Source organism: Exiguobacterium sp. J17977 (assembly GCF_018616375.1).
Taxonomy (GTDB): Bacteria; Bacillota; Bacilli; order Exiguobacteriales; family Exiguobacteriaceae; genus Exiguobacterium; species Exiguobacterium mexicanum.
Map to the genome: position 1 here is coordinate 31,228 of NZ_JAEQBB010000005.1, position 20,322 is coordinate 51,549.

Here is a 20,322-nt window from a genome sequence, read left to right on the forward strand (position 1 = left end):
CTACTATACTGAAACAAACTATTCGTTTTCAGGGATTCTCCTGAACGACATACGACTTAACGTTAATGGAGGTGACTCCCCGATTTTTGGGGGAATTTTTGGACAGTCCCATGTTACTCAGCTTATTGATCGTCGCCTTGCTCATTTTTATGACCGCCTTTTTCGTGGCGGCCGAATTCTCCATCGTCAAAGTGCGCGGTGCCCGACTCGACCAACTCGTGCTCGAAGGGAACCGACGGGCCGCTGTCGCCAAGAAAGTGATTGAGAATCTCGATGACTCGCTATCGGCCTCACAGTTTGGCATCACACTCGCAGCCCTCGGGCTAGGCTGGATTGGCGCGGACCAAATCGAAGGAATGATTCAACCGCTCGTCGACCGCTTGAACGTCTCATCGTCGCTCGCGACCATCCTATCTTTCTTGATTGCCTTCTTGCTGATTGCCTTTCTACACGTCGTCATCGGGGAACTCGTCCCGAAAACGCTTGCTGTGCATGAAGCCGAACGCTTGACGTTACTCGTCGCCCGACCGCTCTATTTCTTCACGAAATTACTGTATCCGTTTATCCATGTGTTGAACGGGACGGCCCGGTTGACGTTGCGCTTGTTCGGCGTGCAGACGACCGCACAAGAGACGGCGCACTCGGAAGAGGAACTTAAGATCATCATGACCGAGAGCTTCCGCAGCGGAGAAATCAACGAGAATGAGCTCGCCTACGTTCAAAACATCTTCTCCTTCGACGAACGGATCGCCAAGGACGCGATGGTCCCACGAATGAACATGGTGACCATCGACGAAGAAGACTCGATTGAGACGATTATCGCTACCGTCCAAGAACATCAATACACCCGTTATCCGGTCACGCGTGAGGGCGACCGCGATGACGTGCTTGGCTTCATCAACGCCAAACAGCTATTCACCGCTCAACTCGTCAAAAGCGATGCCCCGTTCGAGACGTTCATTCATCAGCTTCCGCTCGTGACGGAATTCACACCGCTCCAAGAAGCGATGGTGAAAATGCAGAACGCGCGGACGATGATGTGTCTCGTCATCGATGAGTACGGCGGTACGGCCGGTCTTCTCACGATCGAGGACATCCTCGAGGAAATCGTCGGAGAGATTCGTGACGAGTTCGACCGTGACGAACAGGCTGAAATCACCGAAGTCACACCCGGTCATTACCGCTTGTCCGGTCTCGTCTTGACGCAAGAGATTGAAGAACGGTTCGGCATCGAAATCGAGGATGACGTCGATACAATCGGCGGATTCGTCTTATCGCAAAAAGCGAATGCCCGCACCGGTGAACGGTTCGTCTTACCGGGCGAACATGAACTGATCGTCCGTGAAATCGACAATCACCGCGTCGTTTTCGTCGATTTGATTTTAGCCCATAAAGACGAGATTCAACCTGAACTCGACTGACTCAATGGACCGCCCTCCCCGATTTTTCGGGGAGGGCTTTTCGTGGAGCGGTCGAACTGTCGCTATATTTTCATGTCCTGTCGTGATATACTGCACATATGTTGCTAATTTGAGTGCGTGTCACTCATTGACACAACATCACCGAACAGTTCATCAATGTTCGGTCCAACAACTACAGAAAGAAGGTTACGCATGGAACGTAAACTATTTTTAATTGACGGAAACTCCATGCTGGCCAGTGCCTACTATGGTGCCGCCGCGAGCCGAACGAAAAAAGGACGCGAGGTATCTAAAAACGATCGGAGTGCCGTCATCGGTATGACCGGCCTCATCCGGACGATTCTACGCAGACATCGTCCGACTCATTTTGTCGTCGTGTGGGACGTCTCACGTGAAACATTATGGCGCCGCGAGCTTTATCCAGGCTATAAACGCCGTCGCCGCCAGACACCACCCGAGTTGAAAGCACAAATGGAACTCATGCGCCAATTGCTTGAAGAGAGCGGCATTCCGCAATATCAAGTCGAAGGCTATGAAGGTGAAGATTTGATTGCTCATATCGCTCGGAAGTTCAGCTGTAGCGCCCCTGTCGTCATCATGACGAAAGACAAGGACTTGCTTCAGCTCGTGAGCCCACGCATCACCGTCTGGCTTCAAACGCAAGAGCTGCAACAAATGCAGGCTCGATGCGACATCAAAGACAATCGCCCGCTCCCGCTCAAGCGACATCTCGAGATTCGCCCTGAGGAGATTGCGGCATTGTACGAGGGATTGAAGCCAAAACAGCTCTCAGCAGTCAAAGCATTGACAGGAGACCGTTCAGACGGGATTCCACCTGTGGCCGGATTAGATGAAAGTCAATCGGTCCAGTTAATCAAACGCTTCGGTTCGCTCGACAAGCTCTATACGGCGCTCAGCGTCAAAGGCGACAAACGACAATTGATCAATGAAACGATCGCGGCACTGACGTCAGAAGAAGTGCCCCGTAACTTGAGACGCACACGTAAAAAGGCCGAGCGCAACATGGAGCTCGTCCGTCTCGATGTCACGGTGCCAGAACTTGAACATTTGAAACTCGCTCATCTTGAGCTCAGCATCAATTCAAAACGTGTCGAACAAGCGTATCAAAAGCGCGGCATTCGCCTCTCGTTTGATTCAAGTCAAAAGAAAATTTCAGCACGCTAAAAAAGCGCGGACATTAGTCCACGCTTTTTATATTGACCGTGATGCCGTCGTCATCGGTGAGCGACCATTCCGATGTCGTCCCACCGAGTTCGCGATTCGTGGCCGCATCGACCAAGAGCGTCCACGCTTCCAGACCGGCCTCTTGTCCCATCGGTTGGCTCGGCCGGGCCCAGACGTTCGTTCCGATGTGGTGATGATAACCATCGGCCGCTAAAAATAAGGCACCCGGATATGAATCGGTCGTCACCGTGAAACCGAGACGATCTTGATAGAATAATTTTGCCGCTTCTAGGGAACGTACTTTGAAGTGTACATGTCCCATCGTCGTCCCGTTCGGCAGACCCGTGAACGGACGATCCGCTGCCGCCTCGAGCATCGATTCATACTCAACGGGGTCCGTCGACATCTTCACATGACCATTCGCTTCATATTCCCACTGCTCGCGGGGACGGTCGGCGTAGAGCTCGATGCCGTTACCTTCCGGATCACTCAAATAGAACGCCTCGCTGACCAAATGGTCACCTTGTCCGACTTCGATTCGTTGTTCAATCAAGTGACGGAGAATCCGTCCGAGTTCGACGCGGTTTGGCAATAGGATGGCCATATGGAACAAGCCCGCTGTTCGTGGATTTGGACGCACGCCGCTCACTTCATGTAAGACGACGAGCGCCATTTCCTTCGTTCCGAGCGTGACGCGATGTTCTGACGTCTCGAGTACATCCATTCCGATGATGCGCTCATAATACGTTTTCATCGTTTCTAAATCGTTGACGCGCAACGTGACGGCGCCGAGTTTAATGTTTGTTAAGTTCATCCTTGATCACCTCTATCCTCAGTATACCCGCTAAGTAGAATCGACAGAAGACGGCACAAAAAGGTGGTATAGTTACCTAAAGGATACTTTAGAGAGGAGTGAGACTGATGCCACTGATTTCAAGTTGCGAAGTCGATACCGCGCTCGAGATGATCACGGGAAAATGGAAACCGTCGATTTTACTCGCGCTCATCAATGAAGACACGTTACGGTTCAGCGAGTTGAAACGCTCGCTCCCGAATATCAGCCAAAAGATTTTGACGGCACAGCTTCGCGATTTAGAGGAGCAAGACATCATCATCCGCACCGTCTATCCCAAAGTGCCGCCCCGTGTGGACTATCGCTTGAGCGAGTATGGGAAGACATTGATTCCAGTGCTCGAGACGATGAACGCTTGGGGCATCCAACACGCAGAACGGATGCGCCAAAAATGATTGTCCACATGTGGATAACTCGTTTCCGTATTCCCATCTATCACTTATCCACAGGAGGCTCACATGATTCGTTATCCACAATTGACCGGACATCACTTCGGTGTGACGGCCCCTTCATCTGGCGTTCCCGCTGAATTGCACGGCCTGCTCCATGAAGCCGAGGCGACATTCAGCCGCCACGGGTTCACGCTCCAATTCGAGCCATCGGTCTGGACGCAAGACAAAGCAAAATCGGCACCGGCAAAAGTCCGGGCCGATGAATTGACGCGTTTGTTCCACGATGACGCCATCGATTTAATTATCCCGCCATGGGGCGGCGTCCTTTTGATTGAGTTGCTAGACTCGATTGACTGGGACGCGCTCCCGCCGAAATGGATGCTCGGCTATTCGGACGTCAGCTTATTCCTATTCGTGTATACGCTCAAGACCGGCATCGCCTCTGCTCACGGGACGAACCTCGTCGACCTGCGCGGCGAAGAATGGGATGCGACGAGCTCACGTTGGCTCGACGTCGTTTCAGCGAAAGAAGGCGAGACGGTCATCCAGCTCGCCTCGGAACAGTTCCAAAAAGAGTGGCAACATGAGAACCCGAGCCCGCACGTCTATCATTTGACCGAACCGACGGAGTGGAAATCACTCGGCGGGACAGAAGCGACCGGACGACTGCTCGGCGGCTGTATCGATGTCCTGATGCATACGATTGGTACACCGTACGGCGACGTCGCCACGTTCCAACAGACCCATTTGAACGGGGAGCCGATCCTTTGGTATTTCGAAAACGCCGAGCTCGATGTCCCGGCACTCAAACGGACCCTGCTTCAAATGAAGTGGGGCGGTTGGTTCAATCATACGTCTGGCATTCTGTTCGGGCGTAGCGCGGCCCAACAGCCCGTCCAAGGCTACACGGCAGAAGACGTGTATGCGGAACTGCAGTACTTGCTCGACGTCCCTGTCATTTACGATATCGACTGCGGGCACGTCCCGCCGCAAATGACACTCATCAACGGTGCCCACGCCTCGATTCAAGTCGAGGACGGCAAAGGGACACTCATTCAAACGTTCAAGGGCTGACGCGTCAGCCCTTGATTTTTTTGATGAGCGACATCAGATGGCTGCGGAAACGACCTTCCGGGAACAGACCCACTTCTCGTTCGATCAACGGGACCCATTCATCCCCACACCCGTGACTCGTTCCAATTAATAACCCTTCGAAATAAATCGCTTGATCGACAAATCCATGCTTCGACCATTGATCATGATGCTCCAACAGTTTCAAAAACGATTGCCGGGCTGCCTCTGTCTCACCGGTCAAGGCGAAATAGACACCTTTACTCATCTCGAACGCCGCGATGAATTCTGTATTTCCGTCTAGCAGTTGGTTCATGACCACAATCTGTTGATGGAGCAGCTCCGTCTTCCGATATTCAATCGCATAGAGCGCTTCCGTCATCGCCAAGCGTATTTTCATCGTCACGTCGTCCGTGAAATTCGTGTATTGTTTCGCTTTTTGCAGCGCATCGACAATCGCCGCTTCATCTTTCAAATAGAGGGCACAAATCGCAATCGTTCGATACACATCGTCGACCCGATAATACATTTTCGTTCGTTTCATATAATCGAGCGTGTCCTCGAGACGACGAATCGCGCCCGGTAAATCGTCGTCATACAACATATTTCGGAACACCATCAACATGCTGAATTCGACGCGGGTCTTCGTCTTCATGCTTCTCGAATCAATCAATTCAATCGTATCGATCCGTTCAATTGCCTCATCAAACCGATTCCACATAAGCAGATAAAACGCTTGGCTGATGCGGGCCATAATCAATTCTTCTTTCTCCTCGAGCCGCTCAAACACCGCGATTGCCCGATCATACCACTCCAACAGTTGTTGTTGATTCCCACTATAAAATACACTGTCCGCGAGTAACGTGTACGCCTTCCCTTGCCATACCGAGTTCATCTCAACGTCCACGTAAGGGAGGAGCGCCTTCTGAACGGCCTCGTCTTCCCATGAGTGGAGACCTCCTTGCGTATATTCAATCTCCTCGACGATTTTCTGTAAGTCCTCCTCGCGAGGATCGACGAGCAATGACTGTACCGACACGTCGAGTCGTTTCGCGATTTCACGAAGGCTGCGCATCGACGTCTCTGCTTTGCCGTTCTCAATCATACTGAGCATCGATTTCGTGATGATGCCTTCAGCGAGCTGGCTTTGCGTCAGTTTTTTTTCTTTGCGTAACGCTTTAATCCGTTGTCCAATCATAGAGCACCTCTTAAAAGTTAAATTTAATTGAACTTATTGTATACAAATCGAGTGTCATCGTTTACTATAAAGTTAAATCAGATTGAACTTAACTGTAAAGGAGAATCGATATGACGACCACTTCATCAAACTTGTATGTATTATTGCTCGGAAAATTCATGTCGTTGTTTGCATCCAGTCTCTTCACGTTCGTCGCGGGACTGACGGTTCTGACGACGTCCGGTTCGGGACTACAGTTCGCACTCGTCTTGCTTGCCGGCACAGTGCCACGTGTCTTATTATCTCCGTTTGCTGGGGCGTTTGCCGACAAACTGGATCGCAAGCGCGTGATCATTACGATGGAGTCCGTGAACGCCTTATTATTTTTAGCTGCCGGCATCGCGAGTCTCGTCTGGACGTTCGGCGTTCCTGCTTTCTTGATTATCACATGTCTGCTCTCTGTCGTCTCGACTTTCTTATCCGTCACATTATCGAGTTCGATTCCATTCTTGTTCGACGAAGACGGACTCCAACGCGCCAATTCCCTCATTCAAAGTACCATCTCCATCTCAAGCATCGGCACGCCGCTGCTCGCCGGGGCACTGTTCACGTTACTTCCGGTATCAGCGTTTCTCTTCAGCTCGTCTCTCTTATTTATGATCGCCGCTCTTGTCGCCTCTCGTCTCCACTTTAAAGCGTACGACCATGTCCCCAGCGAGCAATCGACTTGGTCCGAGGTCCGGTCTGGCTTCCGCTACTTGAAACGCCAGCGCGTACTTTGGACGTTGACCCTCTTGGCCGCCTTGCTCAATTTCTTTTTTGTTGCCACCGAAGTGCTGTTCCCGATTGCCGCCCTACAAGAAATCGGCGTCAGCCCGCTTCAATTCGGATTTTTAGAAAGCATGTTCGCCGTCGGATTTTTAGTCGCCTCGCTCGCCCATGCATTGCCGGTCTTTCAAATCAAACATCGGCTAGCCACGACCCGAACCGCGCTCATCATTATGAGTTGCCTCTTTATCGGACCGGCCGTCCCGCTCTATTTCGACTTCTCAGTCACACCAGCTATCGTCTTCTTCGCTGGTTTCGCCTTATTAAGCGGGTTCTTCATCATCCGTGTCAATATCCCCATCCAGCTCTATTTACAGACGAACACGGAACCGAGTTATCTCGGTCGCGTGATTGGTGTCCTCGAATCCCTCGCGATGGGCATCACACCGTTCGGCTTCATCGTGTTTGGCCTATTAAGCGAATGGATGCCGGTCGCTTCACTCTATACGATTTGCATGCTCTGCCTGCTCACCATCACGTTGTTCGCGATGTATCGGATCCGTCACGACATCACTGCCGAAAAAGCCGCTGTGTCAGCGCAAGCAGAGAGTGCATGAACGCAAAAAAGACATCGAACCTCAATTCGATGTCTTTTCTGTAGATGGGAGGACTCGTTTCTCTAACAAAAACGGTCCGAACGGGATGACGGATGCCATGACCGCGAGGACCAACACTTTGAAGCCCCAGCTGAAACGCCATGCCATATAGACGGCTGCCGCCACATAAGCGACGAACAGGAAACCGTGGGCCGCGCCGACGATGCTGACAGCGAGCGGCATACCCGCCAAATACTTAAGCGGCATCGCGATGAACAATAAGAGTAAGAAAGACATCCCTTCTGTGTATCCGAGCCATTTAAAACGTGTCGCGTTCATATTCGTTCTCCTTTTCAATCGATGCTACGTCCATCGTAGCCGAAAGAGGTGATGTTTGTCACAAGAGAACGTCATAAAGTCGTTACGCTATTTGACGATTTGGTGAACGATGTAGCACTTTCGTTTCGACAAACTTGCGAAGGAACAATCCATCGACACCAAGTTTACCAGCATTGTAGCCGGCGACGAGAATGAGGACCGAGACGATTAACATCGTCGGGTTCGTGCTGACCGTACCTGAGAGCAAGAACGCCATGTTCATGACGAGACCGAAGAAAGCGGCGCTACGTGTGAGGGCACCGAGCAAGAGACCGAGGCCGACTAAAAATTCACCATATGGAATCAAAATATCGAAGAGCTGGGCGTTAGGAATCGCAAAGTTTTCAAGGAATGCTGCCCACCAACTCGCTACGGCTGGATGTTCGCCGGTCGCCAGGGTCAGTGCGTTATTGAGAAAACCTTCTGAAGCGAATCCGCCCGTGATTTTGCCCCAGCCTGCCGTGAGCCAGTGGTAGCCTAGCCAGAGACGAAGGACGGTCAATATACCGGTGGCGATGTTGTGGTTCTGCCAAAATTTTGTGAACATGATAATTCCTCCTTTGAATGAGTGAATGATAACTTATATGTGATTACATTCACAATATACCATCCATGTTCAACTTTTCACATAGGTTAGTACAAGAGTTCACGTTTCGTTCATATGTGTGTCACAGGTCAGTCACTTTTTGGAAATTGGTCAATTACAAAAGACGTCCACGAGGGACGTCTTTGTTGGATTTACAGGTTCACTTCTTGAGGCGGCTGTCCTTTTTTATTCATCACGCGCATCGACTGTGGCTCGATTTTTAAGATGACGAGTTTTGGATCGTCCGGACCATCGAACCAGCCTTCGAGTTTCTCGTTCCAGACTTTCTCTTTCATCGATTCGTCATCGGATACCGTTGTCTCCCCCAAAATCTCGAGATACGTATCCCCGACGCCATCGCCGTCATAGCCAATCAGAATATGCGTATATGGATTATTTTTCAGCTCATCTACTTTATCCGTGTCTTTCGACGTTGCCGTGTAGAGTGTGAGTTCATCATGGAAAAACGTCATATAACGGCTATGCGGTTTGCCTTTATAGACCGTCGCCATCGTGCCCACGTTACTATGATCTAAAATCTGTCTTGCCGTTTGCATTGCATCCATTCTGAAAAACCTCCTTGTGATAGTCACTCGTATATTGATTCCCCTGGGACAAGTGATTAAACACGCGGACAACAAAAAACCTGCTCGCCGAAGCGAGCAGGTTATAAAATTCCTTAGAAAGGAAGATTAGATTTTTTCAACGTTAGAAGCTTGTGGTCCACGAGCTCCGTCAGTGATTTCGAAAGTTACTGCTTGGCCTTCTTCAAGTGTCTTGAAGCCGTCGCCTTGGATTGCTGAGAAGTGTACGAATACGTCGTCTCCGCCTTCCATTTCGATGAAGCCGTAACCTTTTTCTGAGTTAAACCATTTTACTTTACCTGTGTTCATAATGAACCCTCCTGAAATAAACGCTGTGCGTTCTAGTAGTGCCTTACTAGAAAAAACTGACCAAAAAAAAGCACAAACCTCTAGGATTATCTTAAACGAAAAATAATCCAAAGCGTTTTGTGAATTATGTTTCCAGCTATTCTTAATTAAGCACATATAGAATATACCATGGATAAATGCTTCTGTCTACTAAATACTTCGGTTTGCTAAAAATACTTTTAAAACGGGTACATTCAATTGTAGTGAACGCTAGGAGGATGAACCATATGACCGCACACATTGATCGCTCGAATATCGCTGCCACCATCGCCCACCATTCGAATTGGGCGCTCGGTGATCTATTGAAAGAAACACTTGATTGGCATGAAGCGACACGACAGGCGCACTATCCCGACCAAGCGAAAACCTATCTCTCCCACCTGCCGATGACCGAACGCATCATCCCGGTGACAAGTTCCTTACCCCTCGAGACAGTGGACGGAATCGTCCGCCCGGTATGGATGCGCCGGCTCGACGCCGAGCACTTGAACTTGAGACAAGCGACACGCCACTATGTCGACGTCACCGAGTATGGGGCTATCGGGGATGGTTTGACCGATTGCACACTCGCTTTCCGGCTCGCTCTCCGGTCGAACCGTCACGTCCACGTACCGGCCGGCGTGTATATCGTCCGCGGCATCCGCATCCCGTCGAACTGTGTGCTCGAAGGCGCCGGCCAGCAGGAAACAATCATCAAGCTGTCGGACCGGGCCCCGAAACATCGACGGTTGCTTCGAAACGCGACCCCGTTCGCCGGCAATCATCATATTGAAGTCTCACATTTGACGCTCGATTGGAACGTGGAACGCCTCGGTGACGTCGATCGGACCTCTAGTGGCGATACCGCTTCGAGCGCGTTGACGTTCGCGCACGTCAAATTCGGCTGGATTCACCATGTCACGGCGAAAAACGCGGGACTGCATGCCTTCGATATCACATCTCCTCATTATCATTACTTAGGGGACGGGCTTCGCGCCAAAAAAGGGAGCCGGTACGTGTGGCTCGACCATTGCGAAGCGACGAATTACGGGGACGACGGCATTACAACCCATCATAGCGACGCCCTCTATATCACGAACTGTTACTGCCATCATCCACACGGACGCACGCACGCCCATGGCTTCTCGAACTCGAACGGAATCGAGATCGATGATGGGTCACGCCACGTCACACTCGTCAATAATATGAGCGAAGGTTGTTTCGGGGGCGTCGAAGTGAAGGCGCACGGGACGTCTTCAGCCGCTCACGACGTCCACATATTCGGACACTTTTCATATCACGACAATCGGTCGTTCAATTTCCGTCACATCTGCCATCACTTGGCCGATGACCCGCAGTCGAAGACGGCTCGCTTCCTGTCGGGCACGAATCTCGTGTCGATGGAACCGATCCGCTCGAAGCTGTATACGAAATCTTCGGCACGCAGCCTCGTCGTGTCGGCGTATCAGGACGTATTGATTCATGGATTCACGGCCATCGGCAATCCGGATTACGACTATCGCGCCAATCCAGTCCTCGCCGTCCAATATAAATCCCGCAACGTACGCTTGAAACGGATTGCGACGAGCGGATTTGCTTCAGGTCGGGCCGACATTGAACTGTTTGGAGGCGACAACCGGACCGACCACGTCACAATCGAGGACGTCATCTGTCGCAACTCGGCCCCGGTCGCCTTGAAAATTGGTGGCCAGTTGACGAATATCACACTCCAGCGAATCGAAGGCGAACAAAAAAGTGGAGATGTGCTCATCTCCACGAGTAGTCCAATCGAGGCCCACGACTTGTTTGCTTACGGGTTCTCAGACCGTGTACGCAACGACGCTTGAGCCGCCTCGACGAGTTCATCGAGCATCGTCTCGTCTAAATTGAGCGAACTCACCGTCTGTTTTGCCATCATGCGGACGATGGCTTTGTCGAGAAAGCCCATCCGCTCGAAGTCATAGCCGTTGCCGACGACCTCGACGAAATAAGCGTGCACGCGCAACACTTCCCGATACGCGTCCTCGAGCTCCCGTTGCCGTTCGGCCGCGGTCGGCGTCCCGGCACATAGATAGAGGCCAAGTGGGCGTTTAAGCAATTGGGCTTCATGGATGTGCAACCAAGCCGTCATCTCATCTTGGATTTTCCCCATCCGGATTGAACTGCCGACGATCACATGGTCGATCGTCGCCCATTCGACCTCCGGCTGTTCGACCACGTTTTGAACGTGGACGTTCCCTGGTAGCCGTTCGGCCAACAGATGGGCGACTTTCTCACTCGTCCCATAGCGGGTCGAGTAAGCAATTAACGTATTCATCGCGTTTCCCCCTTTCGGTCAGACTCTACTATCCCTATTCCCGAATCGGGTCACCTTTACTAACGACACAACAAAAACTCGCCACGGAGGCGAGTTTTTTCGTCACACTTTATACACTTGCGCTTCGTACGGACGAAGCGTGAACGGCTCGATCGGTTCCATGTTCCCAATCACCCGCTCTTTCACGTCGAATGGGAGCTCACGCGTCACCGTCTCAGCTGAGAAGTTGCAGAGCGCGAGCCACGTCTCGCCTTCGAACGTACGTGTAAAGGCGTATACCGCTTCATCGTCCGGCAGCAACAGTTCATACTTCCCGTAAACGACAATCGGATGTTGTTTCCGGAGCTGAATCAACTGACGATAGTAATGGAAGAGCGAGTCCGGATCACGCCGGGCCGCTTCCGCGTTCACGGTCACATAGTTCGGGTTGACCCCGATCCAAGGCGTGCCGGACGTGAAGCCGCCTTGCGCCTCAGCCGACCACTGGACCGGCGTCCGTGAGTTGTCGCGTCCGCGTGCGTGAATGCCGCGGAAAATCTCATCATGCGTCAACAATCCATTTGTCGTGTAATCCCGATACGCGTTGAGTGTCTCGATGTCACGGTACTCATCGATCGAGTCGAACGCCACGTTCGTCATCCCGAACTCTTCACCTTGATAGATGTACGGCGTCCCTTTCAACATGTGGAGAAGCGTCGCCAGCATCTTGCCGGAGACGACACGGTACTCATCCGAGTCGTTCCCGAATCGTGAGATGGCTCGCGGTTGATCATGGTTGCTCCAATAGAGACTGTTCCAGCCATCTTCCTCGAGCCCTTCTTGCCAACGCGAGAAAATCGTCTTCAAGTCCGTCAACTTCCAGTCCGTCGGGTTCCATTTGCCGAAACTACCGTTGCCGACGTCGACGTGTTCGAAGTGGAACACCATGTTCAATTCGTCACGGTCTGTTCCCGTATAAAGCTTCGCCTCGTCGACGCTGACGCCCGGCATCTCACCGACCGTAATCGTATCGTATTTCGACAAGACCTCACGATTCATCTCCTGCATGAACTCATGGATGCGCGGCCCGTTGAAGAAGAACGGTGTGCCGTCCCCGTAACCCGTCCCCCGCGTCTCGCCGTCTGGGTAGCTCGGGTCTTTCGAGATCATGTTGATGACGTCCATCCGGAAACCGTCGACCCCTTTATCGAGCCAGTATGTCATCAAATCGTATACTTCACGGCGCAACGTCTCCGACTCCCAGTTCAAGTCTGGTTGCTTTTTGCTGAACAGATGCAAGTAGTATTCGTCGCTCGCCTCATCGTATTGCCACGCACTCCCTCCGAAGAAAGCGCCCCAGTTCGTCGGCGGCTGACCGTTCTCGCCTTTTTTCCAAATGTAATAGTCCCGATACGGGCTGTCTTTTGAGGAGCGCGACTCCATGAACCATTGGTGCTCGTCCGACGAGTGGTTGACGACGAGGTCCATCATAATTTTGATGCCGTGACGATGCGCTTCTTCGAGCATCGCATCGAAATCGTCCATCGTCCCGAACTCATCCATGATGGCACGGTAATCGCGGATATCGTATCCGTTGTCGTCGTTCGGTGAATCGTACACCGGCGATAGCCAGATGACATCGATTCCGAGTTCCGCCAAATACGACATCTTCTCGGTGATTCCAGGGATGTCCCCAATCCCGTCACCGTTCGAGTCATTAAAGCTGCGCGGGTAAATTTGATAGACGACCGCTTCTTTCCACCATTGTTTCATGTTTCATCCTCCTCATACGTTCTGTCGATTTCATCGTACCCGCTCGTCGCCTTGATTTCTATCCATGATATGATGAGAATATGCACGATTTTGCTATTAAGAAAGGATGATTTGATGGAAATCGGCTTTTGTGGCTATTCGTATCATACAACGACCTACACTTTTCCTTTCCCGAATCGATTGGAGACGTATTTGATTCGTTTGCAGACGGAGGGCACGGCGCGCATCGTCGTCAATGGGAAGACGCATACGGCACGGCCTGGCGATTTGTTGCTCGTCAAACCTGGTGACGAGTACGAACTGCATGTCGACACTCCGGCAAGCGGGGACTATCATCTCTTCTGTGATGGTCCGACACTCGATGCATGGTGGGCGGCGATCGACCGTTCCCGCATCACGTCCATCTCAATCGACCCTCGCATGCTGTCACTCTGGCAGCATATCACCGAAGAGGCGCGACGCCCGACGACTGAACAAAGTCCGGATTTGATTGAGACACTGATTGAAGCCTTGCTTCTCATGCTGGACCGTTCCGTCCAAGAAGTGCAAGCAAACGTGCGGCCCCCGGTCGTGTCACGCATGATGCGTTATATAGAAGGAAACGTCACAAGCGACTTCAAAGTGGCGGACGTCGCCGACGCGGTCGGGCTCAGTGTATCGCGGACCGTCCACTTGTTCAAAGAAGTGACGGGTATGACGATTGTCGCCTATGCCCAATCGATTCGACTCCAGCTCGCCGAAGAACAGATGCAGTACACCCAACACTCTCTCGAACGGATCGCCGAGCTGTCCGGATTCCGCTCCTATCCATATTTTCATCGAATCTTTAAACGAAAATATGGCGTCGCACCAGGGGTTTATCGCACACTTCAACAAAAAAACGAAAAAAAATAAAAAAAGAGTGATCCATTTTTTGAACCGCTCCGTTAGATGGGTGTAAACAACGACAACCACTCAAAAAAAGGAGCGATTACCCATGAAGAAGAAAACAATGAACAAGATTGTAGCACCGGCACTCGCACTCGGCTTACTCGTACCATTGAATGCACAGGCAGCGGATCACGCGCCGACAGCAAGCACACCAGCAGGTGACTTACGAGCCACGCTCGACCAATTACTGTCTGAGCATTACGTCTTAGCCGTCACATCGATGATGAAAGCTTATGATGGAGCACCTGACGCCGAAGTCGCGATGAAGGCCCTCGATCAAAACGCACTCGACATGACACCGGCCATCGCTTCAATTTACGGTGATGAAGGTGCAGCCCAGTTCGAAGAAATCTTCGCTGATCACAACGACTACTCAGCTGACTTCGTCGAAGCGGCTAAATCAGAAGACAAAGAGCTTCGCGCTGACGCTGAAGCTGAAGTCGATGAATTCGTCGAAGAGTTCTCAACATTCCTTGATGCAGCAACAGAAGGTAACTTACCAAAAGACGCAGCCGCTGACGTACTTGAGCTTCACGAAGACCAAGTTCTCTCAGTATTCGACAACTACGTCGCAGGTGATTACGAGTCGGCATACATGACGTACCGCGAAGGGTACAAGCTCATGTTCGACATCAGTAAAGCCCTCTCAGGCGCAATCGTCACACAGATGCCTGACAAGTTTGAAACTGCTGCTGACACACCGGCCGTCGAGCTTCGTTCAACATTGAACAGCCTTGCTGGTGAGCACTTCGCCCTCGCAGCAATCGGCATGCAAAAAGGCTACGATCAAGCAGAAGACTTCGACTACGTGAGCTGGGCTGAAGATCAGAACACACTCGATTTCAAAGCAGCCATCGGTTCAGTCTATGGTGACGAAGGTGCGGCCCAATTCGAAAAAGTATGGAACGGGAACCACATCACAGCCCAAGGTGACATCGTTGCCGCTACACTCGAAGGCGACGAAGCTAAAATTGAAGAAGCACGCATGAAGCTCGACCAGTTCGCTGTCGATTTCAGCACATTCCTCGATGCAGCGACAGAAGGTAACTTGCCACAAGAAGCTGGCCAAGAAGCCATCAAACAACATGAGGCCCTCGTGCTTCAAACGTTCGATCAGTATGTAGCTGGTGATGCGGATGCCGCTTGGATGTCATTCCGTGAAGGATACGCGTTCATGTTCGGTGTTGGTGAGACACTCGGTAACGCGATCGTGACACAAATGCCTGACAAGTTCGCTGAAACAACAATGCCTGAAGAGATGCCTGAAACAGGTCTCGGTGGTGCACAAGAACAATCAATGAACACGCTCTACGCTGGCCTTGCTGTACTTGGCGGAATCTTACTCGCCTTCGTAACGCTTCGCAACCGTAAAGTGTCTGAACAATAATTCAATAAGGAGGGAGCCCCATGAACAAGCGCCATTTGTTTCTGGCGCTCTCTCTCTTTTGTTTTGGCTTCTGGACGTGGACGAGCGCCCAAGAATCGTCGTCACCACCTGTAGAAGAAAAACAAATAGAGGAGAGCCCAGATTTATCGGCTGAATTCTCACTTCTACAGGAAGAGGTGAAGAAGCTCCGATTAGCCGAGGAAGAGGAAAGTGCCAAGGCCGCGACACCCGTCCAACTTCAAATTCCTAAAATCAAGGTCGACACCGCAATCGAACAGGTCGGCGTACTCGACAACGGACAGATGGGCGTCCCAAAAAACGAGAACCAAGTCGGTTGGTTCGAGCCCGGCGTCAAGCCAGGCAGTAAAGGGAATGCCGTCATCGCCGGACATGTGGACAGTAAGACCGGCCCCGCCGTCTTCTATGAGCTCGATCAGCTGAAGACAGGCGATGACGTGACAATTATTGATGAGAATGGCAACACGTTGACGTTTCGTGTCACAAAAACAGAGAATTACGATACGAAAAATGCACCAATCGAAGATATCTTCGGGGCCACGTCGAGCCGACATTTGAATTTGATCACGTGTTCCGGTACGTTCGGTGACGGCGGTTATGACGAGCGTTTCGTCGTCTATACCGAGCTTGTCGATACCAAGATCAATACCGAAGTCGAACTTGACGCACCAACGAGCGTCGAACTCCGCGGGAACTTATTGACGTGGCATGCCGTCCGTGACGACGCCGTCATCGGCTATCGCGTCTATGAAGTCGTCGACGGTGAAGCGACGCATATCGAAAGTATCCCGTCGCACGCCCGGAAGAGCATCGAAGTCACGAACGAGCAGGCAGCTTATTATGTGACAGCGATCGATCAACTCGGGAACGAGTCGAGTCCTTCTCAAGAGACGAAATAACCATAAAAGAACCCGCAGACGATTTATGTCTGCGGGTTCTTACGTTTTATACGAAACACGGAATCTGCGGGTTAAACGTCTTATTGTTCTCCGTCATGACCTGCTTTTTAATTTTGCCTTCTCCGAGATAGACGATACGGTCGGCGAGCGCCTCCGCATCCTCTTCATCGTGGGTAACGAAGATGGTCGTCGTTCCCGTCTGTTTGAGGAGGCGGCGCAAATCGTCCCGAATGCGATGTTGGAGCGACGTGTCCAAGTTGCTGAACGGCTCATCCAAGATGAGGAGCGATGGTTTCGGTGCCAACGCACGCGCGAGCGCGACACGCTGTTGCTGACCACCACTGAGCTCATACGGATAGCGATGACGGAACTCGGACAAGTTCACGAGCGTCAGCATCTCTTCGACACGCTCGTTCCGCTCTTTCCGGCTCAATTTATGCAGACCGAAGCGGATGTTCTTCTCAACGGTCATATGCGGGAAGAGCGCATAGTCTTGGAACACCATCCCGACACCACGCTGTTCAGGCGGCATGAACTGGCAATCGTCGCAACAGACACAGTCGTTGACGACGACGACGCCTTGATTCGGCATCTCAAGTCCTGCGATGAGGCGTAAAATCGTACTCTTCCCAGAACCGCTGTCACCGAGAAGCGAGACGATTTCACCTTTCGTGATCGAGATTGAGAATCCTTTAATCGTCTCGGCTTGCGCACCTTTATAGCTGAAGTGTAAATCGTTGATTTGAACAAACATTAGTCGGCCTCCTTATCAAGCACCTTATGGAACACAAAGATCAACAGTCCGCTCATGAGCACGATGACGATTGAGGCGAGCGCGGCCTCATGTATCTTCTCGTCACTGACATATTTGAACGCCTGTGTGGCGAGCGTCGAAAAATTGAACGGCTGCAGGAACAGCGTCAGCGGCAATTCTTTCATAATATCGATAAAGACGAGGATGAACGCGCTCATGATTGCCCCTTTAATCATCGGGATGTCGACTCGGAAGAACGTCTGCACCGTCCCCCACCCGAGCATGCGCGACGCTTCCGTGAACGACTTGCCGACTTTCTCAAATCCACTCTCGATCGAGTTATAGCCGATGGCGAGGAAGCGGATGACGTAGGCGAAGATGAGCATGATGAGCGTCGTCCTGAACACGAACGTCTGGCCTAAATCCAAGGCGAGCGCCACGTTCAGCACCCACTCATCAAGCAGCAAGAACAACGTGATGACGGCGATGGCGATGGCCGCTCCCGGAATCGAATAGCCGAGCGTCGTCACTTTCGAGATGACGCGTGTCATGTTCGACGGGAACAGGCGCGTGTAGTTCGCAATGATGAGCGCGAACACGAGAATGATCACGGTCGCAATGAACGCCACGCTCACCGTGTTCCAGACGAGGCGGAAAAACTCGGCCGTGAACACTTGTTCGAACGTCAATACCGTCCAAGCGACGAGCTGCACGAACGGGATGAGGAACGCGACGGCGAAGATGGTCGCCACATAGCCGAACACGGCGTAGCGGTGCCACCCGGTCAATTGTCTCGGCTTGAGCGGCTTCACTTTTGTCGTCGCATAGCTGAACTGCTTCCGCCCTCGGACGAGCCGTTCCATCGTCAAGATGGCGATGACGAGAATCATGAGCGTCCCGGCGAGTTTGAGCGCCGAGGACGTATCTTTCATCCCGAACCATGTACTGAAGATGGCCGTGCTGAACGTCTGAATCCCGAAGTATTTGACGACCCCATAGTCGTTCAATACTTCCATCAAGACGAGGCTGACCCCACCGATGATGGCGACACGCGAAATCGGGATGACGACGGTGAAGAAGATGTCCCACGAGCCGCGGCCGAGGATACGGGCGTTCTCAATCATCGAGGACGATTGATTGTGCAGGAAGGCCCGCGTGATCGTGTAAATGTATGGGTACAAGAACAGTGTGAAGATGAACACCGTCCCTTGAATCGTCATGATGTTGAAGTACGTCTGGTCGACGGTGATGCCGAACTCATTGCGCAGCGTCGTCTGAATGACGCCCGTATAGTTCAAGATGCCGTGATACGTATATCCCCCGATGTAAGGCGGGATAGCGAGCGGTAAGATGAGCGCCCATTTGAAGAACCGACGGAACGGAAAGTCATAGACAGTGACGAACCAGGCCAGGCTCGTCCCGATGATGGTCGTCAACAATCCGGTCGCGAGCATGATGAACAGCGTATTGCGCACGTAAGTCGGCAACAAGTACTCGCGGATGTGTTGCCAGTTGTCGTTGACCGGTGCGAACAGTTCGACCAAGACGACGACGCCTGGCAGGACGATGAACACCAGCGCGATAAAGCTGAGGATGGCCCATCCATTCAGTTGTCGTTTCAGCGCGTACCAGTTCATGTCGTACAACTCCCGTTCTTTCGTTCAGTCACTTCCTGTCCCATCATATCAGGTTCAACGCTCTCGTTGTACCGCTAGCGTGTCGAGAAACGCAAAAATCTTCGGCCTGAACGTTCGTTCAAGCCGAAGTCTTCTTATTTCCAGCCCGCTTCGTTGAAGAGACGGATGGCTTCTTGTTGGTGCTCTCCAAGTGCCGAGAGGTTGATGTCCTGTTCTTTGAACTCACCCCATGATTGGAGGAGTTCGTTCGGTTCAACCGATTCGTTGACCGGATACTCATAGTTCGCGCTCGCGAACTGTTCTTGTGCTGACGGGTCAGACATGAATTCCATGAGTTTCTTCGCGTTGTCTGAGTTCTTCGATGCTTTTGTCATCGCGATTCCTGAGATGTTCACGTGTGTCCCCGTCGTGTCTTGGTTCGGGAAGAAGACGCCGAGTTGCTCAGCGACTTTCTTCTCTTCCGCGTCTTCCGAGTTCAACATGAGACCCATATAGTAGGTGTTCATGATGGCGACATCACCTTCACCGGCCACGACTGCTTTCGCTTGGTCACGGTCGTTCCCTTGTGGGTCGCGTGCAAAGTTGTTGACCATACCTTTCGCCCATTCTTTTGCCTGGTCGACACCGTTCACTTCGATGAACGAGGCGAGGAGCGAGATGTTGTACATGTTCTCAGACGGACGGACGAGTACTTTGCCGTTCCACTGTTCTTCCGTGAGTGCTTCATACGTTGACAAGTCTTCTGGTTTTACGCGGTCTTTCGCATAGACGATGACGCGGGCCCGTTTCGTAAGACCGAACCATTCTTTATCCGTGTCACGGTATTTCTCAGGGACATTCGACTCAAGCACGTCGCTATCGACCGCTTGCAGATGTCCCGCTTCTTTCGCTTGATACAAGTTCCCGGCATCCGCCGTGATGAAGAGATCGGCTTCCGTGTTGTCGCCTTCTGTGTTCAAACGCTCGAGCAACTCATCGCTCTTCCCTTCGACGACGTTGACTTTCACGCCTGTCTCTTCTTCGAACTGCTTGTAAAGCTCTTTATCGACATCATAGTGACGGCTCGAGTAAACGTTAACGACTTTTGACTCTTCTGCTGTCTCGTTGTCGCTTGAAGTCGTCGTTTCTTCTGTGCTGGCGCAAGCCGCAAGAAGCGATGTTGTGAGCGCAGCCGAGAGGCCGAGTGCCATGTACTTTTTGTTCATTTCATAATCCCCCACTTATTCATCTCTATTAGTTGGTAATGATAATTACTCTCAGTTACTATCATCACTGATAATCATTCTCACG

General features: G+C 51.8%; 20 protein-coding genes. 9 read left to right on the forward strand and 11 right to left on the reverse strand.

Annotation, left to right across the window (positions count from 1 at the left end; genetic code table 11):
- The first annotated feature begins 98 nt into the window (after positions 1-98).
- Positions 99-1,421, forward strand: coding sequence for a hemolysin family protein (locus tag KNO58_RS09995; protein WP_251026197.1), 1,323 nt, complete (start codon positions 99-101; stop codon positions 1,419-1,421).
- Positions 1,422-1,613: 192 nt separating this feature from the next.
- Complete coding sequence (locus KNO58_RS10000; RefSeq protein WP_021068063.1) at positions 1,614-2,606, forward strand: 5'-3' exonuclease; 993 nt, start codon at positions 1,614-1,616, stop codon at positions 2,604-2,606.
- Between the two features lie 13 nt (positions 2,607-2,619).
- On the opposite strand, the gene KNO58_RS10005 is transcribed toward KNO58_RS10000, so the two are convergent.
- Positions 2,620-3,420 (reverse strand): VOC family protein, encoded by an 801-nt coding sequence (locus KNO58_RS10005; protein WP_214753570.1) that lies wholly within the window; start codon positions 3,418-3,420, stop codon positions 2,620-2,622.
- 107 nt (positions 3,421-3,527) lie between these two features.
- Here KNO58_RS10005 and KNO58_RS10010 point away from each other — a divergent pair, with 107 nt between their 5' ends.
- Positions 3,528-3,854 (forward strand): winged helix-turn-helix transcriptional regulator, encoded by a 327-nt coding sequence (locus KNO58_RS10010; RefSeq protein WP_214753573.1) that lies wholly within the window; start codon positions 3,528-3,530, stop codon positions 3,852-3,854.
- Between the two features lie 63 nt (positions 3,855-3,917).
- On the forward strand, positions 3,918-4,925 hold the full coding sequence (locus KNO58_RS10015; protein ID WP_214753575.1) for a S66 family peptidase: 1,008 nt from the start codon (positions 3,918-3,920) through the stop codon (positions 4,923-4,925).
- Positions 4,926-4,929: 4 nt separating this feature from the next.
- Here the strand turns inward: KNO58_RS10015 and KNO58_RS10020 are convergent, their stop codons facing one another.
- Complete coding sequence (locus KNO58_RS10020) at positions 4,930-6,120, reverse strand: helix-turn-helix domain-containing protein (protein ID WP_029596300.1); 1,191 nt, start codon at positions 6,118-6,120, stop codon at positions 4,930-4,932.
- Positions 6,121-6,230: 110 nt separating this feature from the next.
- Here KNO58_RS10020 and KNO58_RS10025 point away from each other — a divergent pair, with 110 nt between their 5' ends.
- Positions 6,231-7,484, forward strand: a complete 1,254-nt coding sequence (locus KNO58_RS10025; RefSeq protein WP_214715122.1) for an MFS transporter — start codon at positions 6,231-6,233, stop codon at positions 7,482-7,484.
- A 21-nt stretch (positions 7,485-7,505) separates the two neighbouring features.
- Here the strand turns inward: KNO58_RS10025 and KNO58_RS10030 are convergent, their stop codons facing one another.
- The 4 genes from KNO58_RS10030 to KNO58_RS10045 form a co-directional block, all read right to left on the reverse strand.
- The gene (locus tag KNO58_RS10030; RefSeq protein WP_214753578.1) at positions 7,506-7,802 is read right to left on the reverse strand and encodes a DUF3817 domain-containing protein; all 297 of its coding nucleotides are present in this window, start codon (positions 7,800-7,802) and stop codon (positions 7,506-7,508) included.
- 82 nt (positions 7,803-7,884) lie between these two features.
- The gene (locus KNO58_RS10035; protein WP_214753580.1) at positions 7,885-8,388 is read right to left on the reverse strand and encodes a DoxX family membrane protein; all 504 of its coding nucleotides are present in this window, start codon (positions 8,386-8,388) and stop codon (positions 7,885-7,887) included.
- Between the two features lie 191 nt (positions 8,389-8,579).
- Positions 8,580-8,993, reverse strand: a complete 414-nt coding sequence (locus KNO58_RS10040) for a pyridoxamine 5'-phosphate oxidase family protein (RefSeq protein WP_214753582.1) — start codon at positions 8,991-8,993, stop codon at positions 8,580-8,582.
- A gap of 126 nt (positions 8,994-9,119) precedes the next feature.
- Positions 9,120-9,320 carry a cold-shock protein gene (locus KNO58_RS10045; protein ID WP_016507985.1) on the reverse strand — a complete coding sequence of 67 codons (201 nt, stop codon included), beginning with the start codon at positions 9,318-9,320 and terminating at the stop codon, positions 9,120-9,122.
- A gap of 266 nt (positions 9,321-9,586) precedes the next feature.
- On the opposite strand from KNO58_RS10045, the gene KNO58_RS10050 reads away from it, so the two are divergent.
- Positions 9,587-11,185: a glycoside hydrolase family 55 protein gene (locus KNO58_RS10050; protein ID WP_214753584.1), complete on the forward strand. Its 1,599-nt coding sequence runs from the start codon at positions 9,587-9,589 to the stop codon at positions 11,183-11,185.
- Here the strand turns inward: KNO58_RS10050 and KNO58_RS10055 are convergent.
- Together KNO58_RS10055 and KNO58_RS10060 are read right to left on the reverse strand one after the other, a co-directional pair.
- Complete coding sequence (locus KNO58_RS10055; protein ID WP_214753586.1) at positions 11,149-11,655, reverse strand: flavodoxin domain-containing protein; 507 nt, start codon at positions 11,653-11,655, stop codon at positions 11,149-11,151. The genes KNO58_RS10050 and KNO58_RS10055 overlap by 37 nt on opposite strands.
- Before the next feature lie 102 nt (positions 11,656-11,757).
- Complete coding sequence (locus KNO58_RS10060) at positions 11,758-13,407, reverse strand: glycoside hydrolase family 13 protein (RefSeq protein WP_214753588.1); 1,650 nt, start codon at positions 13,405-13,407, stop codon at positions 11,758-11,760.
- 114 nt (positions 13,408-13,521) lie between these two features.
- On the opposite strand from KNO58_RS10060, the gene KNO58_RS10065 reads away from it, so the two are divergent.
- The 3 genes from KNO58_RS10065 (at position 13,522) to KNO58_RS10075 (ending at position 16,641) form a co-directional block, all read left to right on the forward strand.
- Positions 13,522-14,301 carry a helix-turn-helix domain-containing protein gene (locus KNO58_RS10065; RefSeq protein WP_214753590.1) on the forward strand — a complete coding sequence of 260 codons (780 nt, stop codon included), beginning with the start codon at positions 13,522-13,524 and terminating at the stop codon, positions 14,299-14,301.
- A gap of 82 nt (positions 14,302-14,383) precedes the next feature.
- Positions 14,384-15,724 carry a globin family protein gene (locus tag KNO58_RS10070; protein WP_214753592.1) on the forward strand — a complete coding sequence of 447 codons (1,341 nt, stop codon included), beginning with the start codon at positions 14,384-14,386 and terminating at the stop codon, positions 15,722-15,724.
- A gap of 20 nt (positions 15,725-15,744) precedes the next feature.
- Positions 15,745-16,641, forward strand: coding sequence for a class F sortase (locus KNO58_RS10075; RefSeq protein ID WP_214753594.1), 897 nt, complete (start codon positions 15,745-15,747; stop codon positions 16,639-16,641).
- A 46-nt stretch (positions 16,642-16,687) separates the two neighbouring features.
- Here KNO58_RS10075 and KNO58_RS10080 read toward each other — a convergent pair whose 3' ends face one another.
- From KNO58_RS10080 to KNO58_RS10090, 3 genes are all read right to left on the reverse strand, one after another.
- Complete coding sequence (locus KNO58_RS10080; protein ID WP_138860111.1) at positions 16,688-17,395, reverse strand: ABC transporter ATP-binding protein; 708 nt, start codon at positions 17,393-17,395, stop codon at positions 16,688-16,690.
- Positions 17,395-19,032, reverse strand: a complete 1,638-nt coding sequence (locus KNO58_RS10085) for an ABC transporter permease (RefSeq protein ID WP_058765398.1) — start codon at positions 19,030-19,032, stop codon at positions 17,395-17,397. The genes KNO58_RS10080 and KNO58_RS10085 overlap by 1 nt, the downstream gene beginning before the upstream one ends.
- Positions 19,033-19,166: 134 nt before the next feature.
- Positions 19,167-20,237, reverse strand: coding sequence for a Fe(3+) ABC transporter substrate-binding protein (locus KNO58_RS10090; RefSeq protein WP_021068046.1), 1,071 nt, complete (start codon positions 20,235-20,237; stop codon positions 19,167-19,169).
- Positions 20,238-20,322: the final 85 nt, after the last annotated feature.

What these genes read in the sequence shown, in the direction of transcription:
- KNO58_RS10080 (WP_138860111.1), bottom strand. Translation starts at nt 17,395, where the DNA reads ATGTTTGTTCAAATCAACGATTTACACTTCAGCTATAAAGGTGCGCAA.
- KNO58_RS10050 (WP_214753584.1), top strand. Translation starts at nt 9,587, where the DNA reads ATGACCGCACACATTGATCGCTCGAATATCGCTGCCACCATCGCCCAC.
- KNO58_RS10065 (WP_214753590.1), top strand. Translation starts at nt 13,522, where the DNA reads ATGGAAATCGGCTTTTGTGGCTATTCGTATCATACAACGACCTACACT.
- KNO58_RS10040 (WP_214753582.1), bottom strand. Translation starts at nt 8,993, where the DNA reads ATGGATGCAATGCAAACGGCAAGACAGATTTTAGATCATAGTAACGTG.
- KNO58_RS10020 (WP_029596300.1), bottom strand. Translation starts at nt 6,120, where the DNA reads ATGATTGGACAACGGATTAAAGCGTTACGCAAAGAAAAAAAACTGACG.
- KNO58_RS10030 (WP_214753578.1), bottom strand. Translation starts at nt 7,802, where the DNA reads ATGAACGCGACACGTTTTAAATGGCTCGGATACACAGAAGGGATGTCT.
- KNO58_RS10075 (WP_214753594.1), top strand. Translation starts at nt 15,745, where the DNA reads ATGAACAAGCGCCATTTGTTTCTGGCGCTCTCTCTCTTTTGTTTTGGC.
- KNO58_RS10045 (WP_016507985.1), bottom strand. Translation starts at nt 9,320, where the DNA reads ATGAACACAGGTAAAGTAAAATGGTTTAACTCAGAAAAAGGTTACGGC.
- KNO58_RS10015 (WP_214753575.1), top strand. Translation starts at nt 3,918, where the DNA reads ATGATTCGTTATCCACAATTGACCGGACATCACTTCGGTGTGACGGCC.
- KNO58_RS10085 (WP_058765398.1), bottom strand. Translation starts at nt 19,032, where the DNA reads ATGAACTGGTACGCGCTGAAACGACAACTGAATGGATGGGCCATCCTC.
- KNO58_RS10035 (WP_214753580.1), bottom strand. Translation starts at nt 8,388, where the DNA reads ATGTTCACAAAATTTTGGCAGAACCACAACATCGCCACCGGTATATTG.
- KNO58_RS10070 (WP_214753592.1), top strand. Translation starts at nt 14,384, where the DNA reads ATGAAGAAGAAAACAATGAACAAGATTGTAGCACCGGCACTCGCACTC.
- KNO58_RS10090 (WP_021068046.1), bottom strand. Translation starts at nt 20,237, where the DNA reads ATGAACAAAAAGTACATGGCACTCGGCCTCTCGGCTGCGCTCACAACA.
- KNO58_RS10000 (WP_021068063.1), top strand. Translation starts at nt 1,614, where the DNA reads ATGGAACGTAAACTATTTTTAATTGACGGAAACTCCATGCTGGCCAGT.
- KNO58_RS10060 (WP_214753588.1), bottom strand. Translation starts at nt 13,407, where the DNA reads ATGAAACAATGGTGGAAAGAAGCGGTCGTCTATCAAATTTACCCGCGC.
- KNO58_RS10055 (WP_214753586.1), bottom strand. Translation starts at nt 11,655, where the DNA reads ATGAATACGTTAATTGCTTACTCGACCCGCTATGGGACGAGTGAGAAA.
- KNO58_RS10010 (WP_214753573.1), top strand. Translation starts at nt 3,528, where the DNA reads ATGCCACTGATTTCAAGTTGCGAAGTCGATACCGCGCTCGAGATGATC.
- KNO58_RS10025 (WP_214715122.1), top strand. Translation starts at nt 6,231, where the DNA reads ATGACGACCACTTCATCAAACTTGTATGTATTATTGCTCGGAAAATTC.
- KNO58_RS10005 (WP_214753570.1), bottom strand. Translation starts at nt 3,420, where the DNA reads ATGAACTTAACAAACATTAAACTCGGCGCCGTCACGTTGCGCGTCAAC.